We start from the raw sequence: 12,941 nt of genomic DNA, 5'->3' as shown, positions 1-12,941 counted from the left end.
CACGCTTTACGCGGTGTGGAGAGAAAAGCGGAACAATGCGTATTTGGACGACCTGGATGCCGCGTTTGCCCATTACAGCGCAGAGAACTACACCGTACAGGATTGGAATGCCCTGACCGGCTACTATGGAACTGCATGGAAGGAGCTCTCCACCGCAGAGGAAGAGGAGCTGGAGGGGATCTTTACCCGGGCCACGGAGAATATGGAAGCCGTTGAGACCAGGGAAATGCGCGTGAATGCCATCGTTGCAGTCTGGCGGAGCGAGCACCGGGACGCTTTGGATGCCATGAACAACCATGCAGTGGACGAAGCTACCGCCGAGCGGCTCTATGGCCTGGCGCAGGAGGCCCTGAAAGGGATTGATGCTGCGTTTGTAGTGGAGCACTCCGACCTGGCGGAGACAGCGGATCAGGAGCAGGTGGCCGCACTGGCCAATGAGGCGGTCGATAAGACCCTGCGCAGCCTCTCCCAGCTGGCCGATGCCGCAGCCTGGGTCGGAACCCTGAACGGGCTGTCGGAGCGGCCCTTGTCGGAGGTGACCTCGGAGTGGTATGGTTCCTATGCGGATGCCTGCACGGGTGCGGATACCTATCTCCTCCACCTGAGCCGCACAATGATGCAGGCTCTGGAGGAGCGCCGGGACCTGGCTCAGCAGAAGCAGCAGGCTCTCACACAGCTGCACATGGCGTATCAGAGCTATGACCTGACACGCTATACTGCCGAGAATCAGGCCAAGCTGGAGAAGATTCTGAATGCCGGACGCCTGGCCATCGAGGCCGGAAATTCGGCGGCAGACGTGGAGTCGGCCCAGAAGCAGGCGCAGCAGGATATGGCTGCGGTGCCCACCATCGACGGAGGAAGTCAGCCGGGCGGTGGTACCGGGGGAGGTGAGTCCGGCGGCAGCACGGGCGGCAATACCGGTGGCGGCACTGGTGGCGCAGGCGGCGGCGCAGGTGGCGGCGGTGGAGCCGGCGGTGTGACGCCGGAGCCGCCGGTGGAATCCGTCCCGCCCACCCAGACCACGGTGACCGATCCGGTCAGCGGTGCGACTGCCCTGGTGAATACCGATGCAAACGGCGCGGTTTCGGCCCAGATCACCCTTCCGGCCGAGGCGGACACGGCAGTGCTGACCCTGCCGGCCAAGGTGAAGTCCTCGACTGTGGCGGTGATGCACAAGAGTGAGGGGACGACGGCGGTCCTTCCGTGGGCGGTTGCCGTGGAAGAGGGCATGCGGGTACGTGTGTCTCAGTCCTGCCAGATCACGCTGGAGGAGCGGAGTGTCACCTACTCTGATGTGGCGGCACAGGCCTGGTACCAGGATGGCGTGCAGTTTGTCTCGGCCAGAGGGCTGTTTTCCGGCATCGGCGCAGGGCGCTTTGCACCCGAGGGGGCAATGACCCGCTCAATGGTGGCCTCTGTCCTGTATCGCATGGAGGGTGCGCCGGAGTGCACAGAGGGCCCCACCTTTACCGATGTACCTGAGGGAAGCTGGTTTGCGCCCGGGGTGCAGTGGGCGGCTCAGATGGGGATCACCAGCGGCACCGGCGGCGGACGGTTTGCGCCGGAGGAGCCGGTCACCCGAGAGGCCCTTGCGGCCATGCTCTACCGCTATGCGCAGCAGCATGGAGCCGGAGCCATGGGCACCGGCAGCGGCACAGAGAACTTTGCCGACCGGGAGAGCATCTCCTCCTGGGCGGGTGAGGCCATGGAGTGGGCCGCTTCCAATGGCATCCTGCTGGGAAATGGAGGCGAGATCCGGTCCGGCGACTTGGCCAGCCGCGCGGAAGTGGCGGCCATGCTGATGCGCTTCAGCGCCGTGATCGTGGATGCCCAGAGATAAAAAATAGAATCTAGATGCCAAACCGGCGTGCCAGACTCAGTCTGGCACGCCGGTTTTTGTTTTTCCCTATGGAGAGAGGATCAGCCGCCCATATAGGAGAAGTGCATATAGTCGTGATACCCCTCGGCGGGATTGGTGCTGTATGCCCAGGCGTCACCGCCCCAGCTCCAGCCGTGAGCTTTGAAAATGCGTACCACCGAGCTGTCCGGGGAGATGGAGTAGGGGTTCTGGCCCGGCTGCCAGCGGCTGCCCGCCAGGGCGACACCGTCCCGGACCTGGTAGTTGTTGTCGGAATTGATGTCGATGGCGGTGCCGCAGTTATGCTCGCCGGTGGCCGAATCGCCGCGCCAGGAATAGCCGCCCAGATCCTGAATGGGGAACTGTTCCGGGTCCTGATAGATCTCAGTAAAGATTTCCGTTACGTCCTGGGCCAGGGCAGCATGTACCTGGAAGGAAGCGGTGGATGCCTTTTTCCCGGAGCCGGAGAGACGCCAGACCGGAACTGTGATTGTGACCATGTTTGCCTGGGCCTCTTCTTTATTGACAAAGCGGCGCTTTCCGGGATCCCCAAAGAGCAGCTGGAGTTTAGCGGTGTTTTCACCCTGCTCCACCAGCCAGAAGTCCTGGGTCCAGAAATCCTCTGCATTGGCCTCTCCGCGCTCCACCTTGGCCCAGAATTCCGCCTGCACGATCTCCGATTGGGTCATGGGGCGGTATTCCAGCGTATAGGTGGAACAGGCCGAGCTGACCTGGTAGACCTGGTCGAAGCCGGCGAAGGTATAGTGCTGCGCACTCAGGTCCTGCTCAAAGCGGCTGAGATAATCCCCCACGGAAGAGGTAAACTGCTGCTGGGGGAGCAGCTCCTCTCCGGTCTCCGCATTGAGGTAACGGATGGTGATATCCTGTTCCTCACCCCAGCGGGCCTGATCCACCAGATTCAGCGTATTCATCAGCAGTGTAGCGCCGTCGCAGCGCTGAATGGTATCCTGAAAGCCGAAGGAGCCGTCACTCTTTCCGCGCACCACGCCGCAGCGGACCAGACCGCCCACGGCTTCCTGGTGGAGATCGTCCATGTAAGACCAGTCGGTAAAGAGGGGTGGATCCGGGGCAAACGTACTGAAGCCGCCGCGGACCGACTCGGGCAGGGCACGGTACAGGATCACAGCGGCATCCTGGCGGGAAATGGGGGCGTTGAGCGAGGCGGGGGTGACCGGGAGCGCGTCCTCCAGGGAGAGCATGCCGCTCTCCAGAGCAGCCGTATATCCAGCCATGTCCCAGGCCTGCCCATCTGCCAGTGCCTCCTGGTAGACCTGGGGAGCAAAGGAGCGGGCGGAGATCGACAGGAACTGGCCCCAACTCATGGTGGCGGCGGGCTCCATCCGGTTTCCTCCTACACCTTGAAGAATGCCGAGGCTTGCGGCCTGCTGCAAGGTGGAATAGGCCCAGTGGTCCCAGCTCAGATCCGCATATTCTGCCGCCAGGGCAGGCGCTGCGGCGGAGCAGGCCAACATCCCGGCCAAAGCGAGGGTACCGATACGTACGTGGTGCGTCATAGTGCAGGACTCCTTCTCATTCTCTCTGTACTGCGTCCGCCGGAACGGGAAACCTGCGGCGGACAGCTGTCAAATTTTATTTTAGTCCCCGAGAACGGCTGCTGCAATGCAAAAAGTCAAAATAAGTCGAAAAACAGGGCGTATATCTGCGCTTTTCCCCATGCGTAAATATGGTCTGCCCCAAACGGAAGGGCTGGAGATGGAAGTCTGTGTCAAATAAATAAGTTGTCATATGACAAGACATATGCTACAATAACAGAACATGTTCCGCTGAGCAGTGGGAAATATCGGTGTGGAAAGAGGAAACGTTACATGACGATTGAGCAGCAGATCCAGGATTGGAAGCGGGAGCGGGATGCGGTCATCCTGGCCCATTATTATGTGGCCCCGGAGGTGCAGGAGATTGCAGACTATGTGGGAGACTCCTTTTATCTGAGCAAGGTGGCCCTCGACCTGCCGCAGCAGACCATTGTCTTCTGCGGAGTGGGCTTTATGGGGGAGAGCGCAAAACTCCTCAATGAGAAAAAAACCGTCCTGATGCCCGACTTGGAGGCCGACTGTCCCATGGCCCACATGGCGCAGCCCGAGGAGATCCGGAAGATCCGGGAACAGGAGGAGGATCTGGCGGTGGTGTGTTATATCAACTCCACCGCCGCACTCAAGGCCTGTGCCGACGTGTGCGTCACATCGGCCAACGCCCTGGATGTGGTGCGTGCCCTGCCCAACCGGAAGATTTTGATGATCCCTGATCAGAATCTGGCCCATTTTATTGCCGAGCAGGTGCCCGAGAAGGAATTTCTCTTCCATCCGGGCTGCTGTCCGGTCCACCAGGAGATCCGCCTTTCCGAGGTGCTCGATCTCAAGAAAGCCCACCCGGAGGCGCCGGTTCTGGCCCATCCGGAGTGTCCGGCTGCGTTGCTGGCCCATGCGGACTATGTGGGCAGCACCAGTGGGATCATCCGCTATGCCGCCGAACACGAGGCGCGGGAGTACATCATCTGCACGGAGATCGGAGTGCGGCACCGGTTGGAGCGAGACAATCCGGGAAAGAAGTTCTATTTTCCCGCCACAAGCCCGGTGTGCCGGGATATGAAGCAGGTCACGCTGGAAAAGGTGCTGGAGGTGCTCCGGACCGGAAAGAATGCGGTTTCCCTTCCCGGGGAGCAGAGTGAAATGGCCCGGCGGGCGCTGGAGCAGATGCTCCGCCTGGCCAAGTGATGGCGGAGGACAGGAGAAGCAGATGATGGAAGAAAAAACAGATGTGATTGTGGTGGGAACCGGCGTGGCCGGGCTGTTCAGCGCGCTGAACCTGCCCCGGGGGATGCGGGTCCTTCTCATCACAAAAGCGGAGGAAGAGAGCAGCGACTCCTTTCTGGCCCAGGGCGGGATCTGTATGCTGCGCGGGGAGGAGGACTATGAGAGCTATGTCCAGGACACCCTGCGGGCGGGACACTATGAAAACCGGATGGAGTCGGTGGATCTCATGGTGCGCACGTCGCCGGAGATCATTGCAGATCTGGTCCGGCTGGGGGTGGAGTTCGAGCGGGATGGGGAGGACTTTGCCTTTACCCGGGAAGGGGCCCACTCCAAACCCCGTATCCTCTTTCACAAGGATATCACCGGACAGGAGATCACCAGCAAGCTGCTCTGCGCAGTCCGAAAACAGCCCAACGTGGAGATTCGACCCTACACCACGATGACGGACCTGTTGGTGGAGGACGGGATCTGCCGTGGCATCGAGGCCCGGGGACCGCACGGTGAGAGGATGCAGATCCGGGCCCAATACACCATTCTGGCCACCGGTGGGATCGGCGGGCGGTATCCCCACTCCACCAACTTTCCCCATCTGACCGGTGACGCGCTGGATCTGGCTGCCCGGTATGGCATCCGCACAGAGCATCTGGACTATGTCCAGTTCCATCCCACCACCCTCTACTCCAAGGAGCCAGGACGGCGTTTTCTCATCTCGGAGTCGGTGCGGGGAGAGGGGGCCCTCCTCTACAATCACCAGGGGAAGCGCTTTGTGGACGAACTGCTCCCCCGGGATGTGGTGACAAAGGCCATCCGGGAGGAGATGGCACGGGAGGGGACGGAGTTTGTCTGGCTCTCCATGGAGCCCATCCCCAGGGAGACCATCCTGCACCACTTCCCGAATATCTACCAGCACTGTCTGGAGCAGGGGTATGACGTGACCCGGGAACCCATCCCCGTAGTACCGGCTCAGCACTATTTCATGGGCGGGATCTGGGTGGACCGGGACAGCCGCACCTCCATGGAGCGGCTGTTTGCCGTGGGGGAGACCAGCTGCAACGGCGTACACGGCGCAAACCGGCTGGCCAGCAACTCCCTGCTGGAGAGCCTTGTATTTGCCAAACGGGCGGCAGCTGCCATTGCCGGAGCGTGCGCCCAGACGAGGAGGAATTGATCCATGAATCCCATTACCATGACCACACAGATCGATCCGCTGCTGCTCCAGGCACTGCGGGAGGATATTTCCAGCGAGGATGTGAGCACCAACGCGGTGATCCGGGAGAAGACGCCCGGACAGGTGGAGCTTTTGTGCAAAGAGCGGGGCGTCATCGCGGGACTGGCGGTGTTTGAGCGGGTCTTTCAGCTGCTGGACCCGGAGGTACAGGTGGAATGGTTCCACCAGGACGGGGAGCAGGTGGAGGCGGGAACGCACCTGGCTACCCTGCGTGGGGACATCCGGGCCCTTCTCTCGGGGGAGCGGGTGGCCCTCAACTATCTCCAGCGGATGAGCGGCATCGCCACCTATACCCGCGCCTGTGCCGAGGCTCTCCGGGGCAGCAAAACCAAACTTCTGGACACCCGAAAGACCACGCCCAACATGCGGATCTTTGAAAAATATGCCGTAAGGGTTGGCGGCGGACAAAATCACCGCTATAATCTATCTGATGGAGTCCTGCTGAAGGACAACCACATTGGAGCGGCCGGAGGGATCGCACAGGCGGTGCGTCTGGCAAGGGACTATGCTCCGTTTGTGCGAAAAATTGAGGTAGAAGTAGAAAATCTGGAAATGGTGGAAGAGGCTCTGGCTGCAGGTGCGGACATCATCATGCTGGACAATATGTCCATGGAGGAAATGCGGGAGGCCCTGCGGCGCATTGCGGGCCGTGCCCAGACCGAGTGCTCGGGAAATGTGACGCTGGAGAAGCTCCGGGCGCTGGCCGATCTGGGTGTGGACTATGTCTCCTGCGGCGCGCTGACCCATTCCGCCCCCATTCTGGATCTCTCTCTGAAGCATCTTCGCCCGCTGGAGGCGAAGTGAAGAAAGGATTTAAGGGTCATGACCGGTTCGGAGCGCAGAAAGCATATTGTGGATCGTATCAGACAGAGTGAGAAGCCCGTGTCGGGGACCGCGCTGGCCAAGGAGTGCCAGGTCAGCCGCCAGGTGATCGTGCAGGATATCGCGCTGATCCGGGCGGCGGGCTATGATATCCTGTCGACCCACCGGGGGTATCGGCTGAATGAAGGGCAGCAGGTGAGCCGTGTCTTTCAAGTGCGGCATACCGACGCCCAGATCGAGGAGGAGCTTTTCACCATCGTGGATCTGGGGGGAAGGGTGAAAAATGTGATGGTGGACCACCAGGTCTATGGCCAGGTACGGGCGCCGCTGCTCATCTCCTCCCGCCGGACAGCCAGCGCCTTTCTGGAGGAAATCCACAGCGGAAAATCCAGCCCGCTCAAACATCTGACCTCGGACTATCACTACCATTTGATCCAGGCGGACAGCGAGGACACGCTGGATCTGATCCAGGAGGCGCTGCATGAAAAAGGGTTTCTGATTTCCGTGGCTGCGGAAGGGGAAGAGGGAACCGCGTGCGGTGATGCATGACTTCCGGAGAACGGAACAAAGAATCAAAATCGCTCAGAGGTTTTCCAAACAACCCCAGTCAAATTTCTGCATATGATGGCAATTCCTGCGGATACTATCTCCGTCTGAACAAGTAACCGTGGGAGGAATCATGGATATGAAAGCAACTGGAATTGTGCGCAGGATCGACGATCTTGGCCGTGTGGTGATCCCCAAAGAGATTCGCAGGACCATGCGGATCCGGGAGGGCGATCCCCTGGAAATTTATACAAACAGCGAGGGCGGCGTGATCTTTAAGAAGTACTCCCTCATGGGAGGACTGGGAGATTTCGCAGGACAGATGTGCGAGACCCTCAACAAGACCACCGGACGGATTTCGGTCATCACCGACCGGGACACCTGTCTGGCCGTAGCAGGGGGCGGAAAGCGGGATTTGACGGACAAACGGATCTCTTCTGCCCTGGAACAGATCATGGAGGGCCGGGGCATCTACCAGTATCAGAATGGCGAGACGCCTATTACAGTGACCGAGGACAACCACCGCTATTTCGTGGCCTGCGCCGCACCCATTCTCTCCGAGGGAGATGTGCTGGGGTGTGTGGTTTTTGCCGGAAATGAGGAAGAGCTTCTCACCGACGAGACAGACTATAAGCTGGTTCAGACCATCGCAGGATTTCTTGGACGCCATATGGAGAGCTGAGACAAAGCTGCCGCACCGCGCCGCTTCCGGAGGGATGACCACCGGGAGCGGCGCGGTGCGGTATAGTGTTACAAATGAGAAAGAAGTTGTAACTTCTTTCCCTTAGAAAACACAGTCATCCTTGCACAATATGGCCCTTTTTGATATACTTAGATAGGAAACAGCAAAGGGGGATTATTTATGCGCCTGTTCATTGCCGTATCCCTGCCTCCGCTCTGGAAGGATCGGATGGATACGGCCACGCACTATCTGAAGACACATACCGAGCACTGCATCCCCACACCGCGGGGAACTTTTCATTTGACACTGGCTTTCTTAGGCGAGACAGATCGCCTGGCAGATGTCATTCAAGCCATGGATCAGGTCCATGGAGCGCCTTTCCCCCTGATCAGCTCTGGAATCGGACAGTTCTCGCTGAAAGAGGGGGACCTCTGGTGGATGGGAATTGAGTCCACACCGCCGCTGATGGATCTCCAGGCAAAGCTGGCAGATTCGCTGCGCGGTGCTGGTTTTGAGATCAGTGATAAGCCCTATCAGCCTCACGCCAGCCTTGCGCGTCAGGTCCAGCCCAAGCCGGATCTGGATGTGGCTGAGTTGGAGCGCCTTCTTCCGCCGATGAGCTTTGAAGTGCGCTATATGACGCTCTTTCGCTCGGATTGGGACCGGGGAAATCTCTTCTACACCCCGCTTCACCGCACGATGCTCACCGAAGAGAATTGACAGAAAAACAGGACAGGCACGGCCTGTCCTGTTTTTTTATGCGCAGAAACGGTGTTTGCCGATGACTTTGATCAGCGGCCGGCTCCAGATCCATGCGCTGGTGGCGGTGTCTGGATTGAAATAGTAGATCGCTCCGCCGCTGGGATCTGCGCCGTTGATGGCATCCCGGGCGGCGCGGACAGAGGACTCGGCCACCGGCTCGTCAAACTGCCCGTCCACCATACAGGTAAAGGCGCCGGGCTGATAGACCACGCCGGCAATGGTGCTGGGAAAGGCCGGGTGCTCTACCCGGTTCAGGATCACGGCCCCCACGGCCACCTGGCCGCTGTACGGCTCGCCCCGGGCCTCCGCTGAGATGACGCGGGCCAGCAGCTCCAGGTCGGCCGACTGGGCGTTGGAGCCGCTGCTGCCGCCGCCGCTGTCCGGCATACCAAGAGCCCGAAGGGTGGCCGGACCGGTGATTCCGTCCGGCGTGAGGCCATTCTTCTTTTGAAACAGCTTTACCGCTGCGGTGGTAGCGGAGCCATAGATGCCGTCCACGGCGCCGTCGTAATAGCCCCAGTTGCGCAGCTTGGTCTGAATGGTGCGTACGGGTTCTCCTGTGGACCCCTGGCGGTATGTGGCCGCCTGAGATGCGGTCTGAAGGACGCTGATGACCAGAATATTGACAGCAAACAGGATGCACAGCGCGCGGATCAGACGTTTTCGGTCCTGACACAAATGGATCAAGCCTCCTTGCCTGGCGGAAGGATCCCGCACAGGTCTGAATGGAATATGCGTTTCTAGTTTACGGGAAAGCGGAGGGAACTATGCGGTGAGAATACCGATCAAATTCTGCTTGTACTGTATGGTTCTTCCTGCATCTGGCCATACTGAGAGAAACGAAGAAAAAGGAAGTGTACACGATGGTAAAAGGTGTTTCACGCCGGGTCATTGTCGTCAAGTCTCCCGACCCCAGACTGTTTGAAGAGGCCATTTTCATCGTCAAGGAGGAGGCGTTCTGCGGAAGGGGGGTTTCGGCCGAGCAGGTGCTTCAGGAGGCAAGAAGCGTAGCCAAGGGATATGTCAAGCGCAACACCCCGTTTATGCGCTGGCTCAGAAGGATCCCCATCCCGGCCTATCTGGCCATGGGGGCGCTGATGGCCACCGCGTGCTGGAGTTTTGCGCTCTACCTGTGCTGAGACAACGAAAAACGTCCTTCCACAGAGCGCGTGGAAGGACGTTTGATGGAGGGATTATCCCTGCCCCTGGATAGCGCCGATCAGGACGACCAGAACGAAAGCGGCAATGCATATGCCGATGAAGATATCCAGCTGGTGGACGGTGACCGGGATTTTATCATAGAAGCGCTCCTTGGCATTCCGGGGACCGGAGGGAGGGGGAGAGGCCTCCTCCTCCGACTGGACGGACTGCTGTTCCAGGGCCTGTTCCCGCTGGATGAGGCGGGCTTCCCGCTCTTCCAGTTCCCGGGCTTTTTGTTCCAGCTGTGCTTTCCGCGATGAAAAGAGACGCATGACGATCCAAGCTCCTTTGTCTGCATCCGGTTGGAGTAGGATACGGCCTCCTGTCCCGGACTGGGACAGGAGGCCGCGGAACATGAGAAATTATTTCTTGGCCAGATACTTGCGCAGATCCAGAGCGACGGCCACGATGATGACCAGGCCCTGTGCAATGAAGGTGTAGGCGGGGTCCACGCGCAGGAACTGCAGGCAGATCTTGAGGATCTCGAAGACCAGAACACCCACCAGAACGCCGGAGATCTTGCCAACGCCGCCGTTGGTGGAGACGCCGCCGATGGTACAAGCGGCGATGGCCTCCAGCTCATAGCCGTAGCCGGTCTGGACGGAAGCGCCGCCGGCCTTGGCACCCAGCAGGAAGCCGCCCAGAGCATAGAGGACAGCCGCCAGCAGATAGATGCGGATCAGAGTGGCGGGGACGTTGACGCCGGCCACCTGGGCAGCGCTCTCGTTGCCGCCGATGGCGTACATGTACTTACCGTGACGGGTCTTGTTGTAGAGGAACCACATAAACAGACCAATGATCAGGGCAATGATGGCCAGATAGGGGATGATCTTGCCCACAGCGCCCTCCAGCAGATAGCCGTTGGCCACTTTGGTGTAGGAGTCCTTGTAGCCGCCCATGGGCTGGTTCTTGGTGATGACGCTGCACAGGCCATAGACGATGGTCTGCATGCCCAGGGTTGCGATGAAGGGGGGAACCTTCAGGAAGGCGATGACGCAGCCGTTGATGGCGCCGAAGATGCCGCAGATGACCAGAACGGCGATCAGGCCCACGAACACGGGCACATCAGGCAGCCAGGGCAGCATGCGGCCGGAGTAGGCCACATCCTGGAGCAGCATGGCGGACAGACAGGCCGACAGGCCCACCATACGTCCGGCCGACAGGTCGGTTCCCTTGGTGATCAGACAGCCCGACACACCGCAGGCGATGATGAAACGGGGGCTGACGTTGATGATGAGGTTTACCAGGTTGCTGCGGCTGAAGAAGTTGTCGCGGGTAAAGCCGACGGCCAGCGCCAGCAGAGCGATCAGAATTATAATCGCATAATTGGATAGAAATTGTTTTACACGGGCAGCGTTGAGCTGCTTTGCTTCCTTTGCCATAGTCCAATCTCCTCTCTCTGATTCAGACTGCCTCGAACTGCGTGGCCAGTTCCATGATATTCTCCTGATTGGCCTTGTCTCCGTCGATAAAGCCGGTGACGCGGCCGTCGCACATGACCATGATGCGGTCCGACATGCCGATGAGTTCGCCCATTTCAGAGGAGATCATGATGATACTCTTTCCCTGACGGGCCAGCTCCTCAATGATGCAGTAGATCTCGTACTTGGCACCCACGTCGATACCGCGGGTGGGCTCGTCCAGAATGAAGATATCCGGATTGTTGGCCAGCCAGCGGCTGATGAGCACCTTCTGCTGGTTGCCGCCGGAGAGAGACTGGATCAGCGTCTTGGAGGAGGGCGTCTTGATGGAGAGCTTGGCCACGTTGTCCTGCACCAGCTGCTCGATCTTCTTGTCATCCAGCATGATCCCGCCGATGAGATACTGATTCAGGGAGGAGATCGAGACGTTATCCGCGATGGAGAGAACGCCCAGAATACCGGTGGCCCGGCGATCCTCGGTCAGCATGGCGATCCCCTTCTTGATGGCGTCGGCCGGACGGTTGATCTTGAGTTCTTCGCCCTTATAGGTAATGGTACCCTTGGAATGGCAACGCAGGCCAAACAGACCCTCCATCAGCTCGGTGCGCTGGGCACCCACCAGACCGGCGACTCCCAGAATCTCGCCCTTCCGCACACTGAAGGTCACATTCCGGAAGCTCTTGGGGTTGATGGAGGTGAAGTCCTCTATCTGAAGGACCTCCTCGCCGGGAACATTTTTCCGTTTGGGATAGAGGTCCACCAGCTCGCGGCCCACCATTTTTGTGATGATCATATCGGTGGTCAGTTCCTTGGCGGCCCAGGTGCCAATGTACTGGCCGTCGCGCATGATGGTGACCTCATCCGAGATGCGCAGGATCTCATCCATCTTGTGGGAGATATAGACGATGGCCACGCCCTTGGACTTGAGCTCCTCCACGATGGTGAAGAGGGCCTCCACCTCGCCGGCGGTGAGGGAGGAGGTGGGCTCGTCCAGAATGAGCACCTTACAGTCGGCGGAAACGGCCTTGGCGATCTCCACCAGCTGCATCTGGGAGACGCTCAGGGAACCCAGTTTGGCGCGGGGGTCGAAGTTCATATGGACTTCTTCCAGCACCCGGGCGGCGTCCTCATACATTTTCTTGTGGTCAATGATTTTGACCGGGCCGATCTGCTTGAGAGGATAGCGGCCTACATAGATATTTTCACCGATGCTGCGCTCCGTAATGGGCTGCAGCTCCTGATGCACCATGGCGATGCCGTGGTGCAGGGCATCCAGCGGGTCCTTGATGTGGACCGGCTGGCCCTCATAAAAAATTTCTCCCTCGTCCATATGGTAGATGCCGAACATACACTTCATCAGTGTGGACTTTCCCGCGCCGTTTTCGCCCATCAGAGCGTGTACGGTTCCTGGACGCAGCCGGAGCTGCGCGTGGTCCAGTGCCTTGACGCCGGGGAAGGTCTTCACGACATTACGCATCTCCAAACGATACTCTGACATGAACTGGCCCCCTCTTTGCTTGTTGCTCTCTTCGTTACGGTCCTGCCTTCAGAAACGGCGCACCGGTATGCGAGCCATTTCTCAAAGCAGGGTGCCGTACACCACACAAACCACAACCGACAGGAAGGGGGA

The 12,941-nt window shown here is 59.4% G+C and carries 13 protein-coding genes; 8 read left to right on the top strand and 5 right to left on the bottom strand.

The window, feature by feature from the left end:
* The first annotated feature begins 43 nt into the window (after positions 1-43).
* Positions 44-1,840, top strand: coding sequence for an S-layer homology domain-containing protein (locus INF37_RS08725; protein WP_193537743.1), 1,797 nt, complete (start codon positions 44-46; stop codon positions 1,838-1,840).
* Positions 1,841-1,920: 80 nt separating this feature from the next.
* Here INF37_RS08725 and INF37_RS08720 read toward each other — a convergent pair whose 3' ends face one another.
* A complete protein-coding gene (locus INF37_RS08720) occupies positions 1,921-3,393 on the bottom strand; it encodes a M15 family metallopeptidase (protein WP_193537741.1) in 1,473 nt (490 codons plus the stop codon).
* Between the two features lie 312 nt (positions 3,394-3,705).
* Between INF37_RS08720 and nadA the strand changes: the two genes are divergently transcribed.
* The 6 genes from nadA (at position 3,706) to thpR (ending at position 8,648) form a co-directional block, all read left to right on the top strand.
* Positions 3,706-4,611, top strand: coding sequence for a quinolinate synthase NadA (gene nadA, locus INF37_RS08715; protein ID WP_101691343.1), 906 nt, complete (start codon positions 3,706-3,708; stop codon positions 4,609-4,611).
* A gap of 25 nt (positions 4,612-4,636) precedes the next feature.
* Entirely contained in the window at positions 4,637-5,818 is a 1,182-nt protein-coding gene (locus INF37_RS15710) for an L-aspartate oxidase (RefSeq protein ID WP_235964274.1), read from the top strand.
* Positions 5,819-5,821: 3 nt separating this feature from the next.
* Positions 5,822-6,682, top strand: coding sequence for a carboxylating nicotinate-nucleotide diphosphorylase (nadC, locus tag INF37_RS15705; protein WP_235964273.1), 861 nt, complete (start codon positions 5,822-5,824; stop codon positions 6,680-6,682).
* A gap of 18 nt (positions 6,683-6,700) precedes the next feature.
* Positions 6,701-7,249, top strand: coding sequence for a transcription repressor NadR (locus INF37_RS08705; protein ID WP_193537739.1), 549 nt, complete (start codon positions 6,701-6,703; stop codon positions 7,247-7,249).
* 136 nt (positions 7,250-7,385) lie between these two features.
* Complete coding sequence (locus INF37_RS08700) at positions 7,386-7,928, top strand: stage V sporulation T C-terminal domain-containing protein (protein ID WP_101691341.1); 543 nt, start codon at positions 7,386-7,388, stop codon at positions 7,926-7,928.
* 180 nt (positions 7,929-8,108) lie between these two features.
* Positions 8,109-8,648, top strand: a complete 540-nt coding sequence (gene thpR / locus INF37_RS08695; protein WP_101691340.1) for an RNA 2',3'-cyclic phosphodiesterase — start codon at positions 8,109-8,111, stop codon at positions 8,646-8,648.
* 36 nt (positions 8,649-8,684) lie between these two features.
* Here thpR and sleB read toward each other — a convergent pair whose 3' ends face one another.
* The gene (gene sleB, locus INF37_RS08690) at positions 8,685-9,368 is read right to left on the bottom strand and encodes a spore cortex-lytic enzyme (RefSeq protein ID WP_101691339.1); all 684 of its coding nucleotides are present in this window, start codon (positions 9,366-9,368) and stop codon (positions 8,685-8,687) included.
* A gap of 185 nt (positions 9,369-9,553) precedes the next feature.
* Between sleB and INF37_RS08685 the strand changes: the two genes are divergently transcribed.
* Positions 9,554-9,829, top strand: coding sequence for a translation initiation factor 2 (locus tag INF37_RS08685; protein ID WP_180956707.1), 276 nt, complete (start codon positions 9,554-9,556; stop codon positions 9,827-9,829).
* A 54-nt stretch (positions 9,830-9,883) separates the two neighbouring features.
* On the opposite strand, the gene INF37_RS08680 is transcribed toward INF37_RS08685, so the two are convergent.
* The 3 genes from INF37_RS08680 to INF37_RS08670 all read right to left on the bottom strand — a co-directional run bounded on the left by INF37_RS08680 (position 9,884) and on the right by INF37_RS08670 (position 12,809).
* Positions 9,884-10,162 carry a hypothetical protein gene (locus tag INF37_RS08680; protein WP_193537737.1) on the bottom strand — a complete coding sequence of 93 codons (279 nt, stop codon included), beginning with the start codon at positions 10,160-10,162 and terminating at the stop codon, positions 9,884-9,886.
* 90 nt (positions 10,163-10,252) lie between these two features.
* Positions 10,253-11,272, bottom strand: a complete 1,020-nt coding sequence (locus INF37_RS08675; protein WP_193537735.1) for a galactose/methyl galactoside ABC transporter permease MglC — start codon at positions 11,270-11,272, stop codon at positions 10,253-10,255.
* Positions 11,273-11,294: 22 nt separating this feature from the next.
* Positions 11,295-12,809: a sugar ABC transporter ATP-binding protein gene (locus INF37_RS08670; protein WP_193537733.1), complete on the bottom strand. Its 1,515-nt coding sequence runs from the start codon at positions 12,807-12,809 to the stop codon at positions 11,295-11,297.
* Positions 12,810-12,941 lie beyond the last annotated feature (132 nt).

It is taken from the genome of Pseudoflavonifractor gallinarum (assembly GCF_014982855.1).
Classification (GTDB): Bacteria; Bacillota; Clostridia; order Oscillospirales; family Oscillospiraceae; genus Pseudoflavonifractor_A; species Pseudoflavonifractor_A gallinarum.
This window is presented reverse-complemented; position numbering and strand designations above follow the sequence as displayed.

Coding starts and splice junctions, on each gene's coding strand:
- INF37_RS08720 (WP_193537741.1), bottom strand. CDS start 3,393: ATGACGCACCACGTACGTATCGGTACCCTCGCTTTGGCCGGGATGTTG.
- nadA (WP_101691343.1), top strand. CDS start 3,706: ATGACGATTGAGCAGCAGATCCAGGATTGGAAGCGGGAGCGGGATGCG.
- INF37_RS15710 (WP_235964274.1), top strand. CDS start 4,637: ATGGAAGAAAAAACAGATGTGATTGTGGTGGGAACCGGCGTGGCCGGG.
- nadC (WP_235964273.1), top strand. CDS start 5,822: ATGAATCCCATTACCATGACCACACAGATCGATCCGCTGCTGCTCCAG.
- INF37_RS08705 (WP_193537739.1), top strand. CDS start 6,701: ATGACCGGTTCGGAGCGCAGAAAGCATATTGTGGATCGTATCAGACAG.
- INF37_RS08700 (WP_101691341.1), top strand. CDS start 7,386: ATGAAAGCAACTGGAATTGTGCGCAGGATCGACGATCTTGGCCGTGTG.
- thpR (WP_101691340.1), top strand. CDS start 8,109: ATGCGCCTGTTCATTGCCGTATCCCTGCCTCCGCTCTGGAAGGATCGG.
- INF37_RS08685 (WP_180956707.1), top strand. CDS start 9,554: ATGGTAAAAGGTGTTTCACGCCGGGTCATTGTCGTCAAGTCTCCCGAC.
- INF37_RS08680 (WP_193537737.1), bottom strand. CDS start 10,162: ATGCGTCTCTTTTCATCGCGGAAAGCACAGCTGGAACAAAAAGCCCGG.
- INF37_RS08675 (WP_193537735.1), bottom strand. CDS start 11,272: ATGGCAAAGGAAGCAAAGCAGCTCAACGCTGCCCGTGTAAAACAATTT.
- INF37_RS08670 (WP_193537733.1), bottom strand. CDS start 12,809: ATGTCAGAGTATCGTTTGGAGATGCGTAATGTCGTGAAGACCTTCCCC.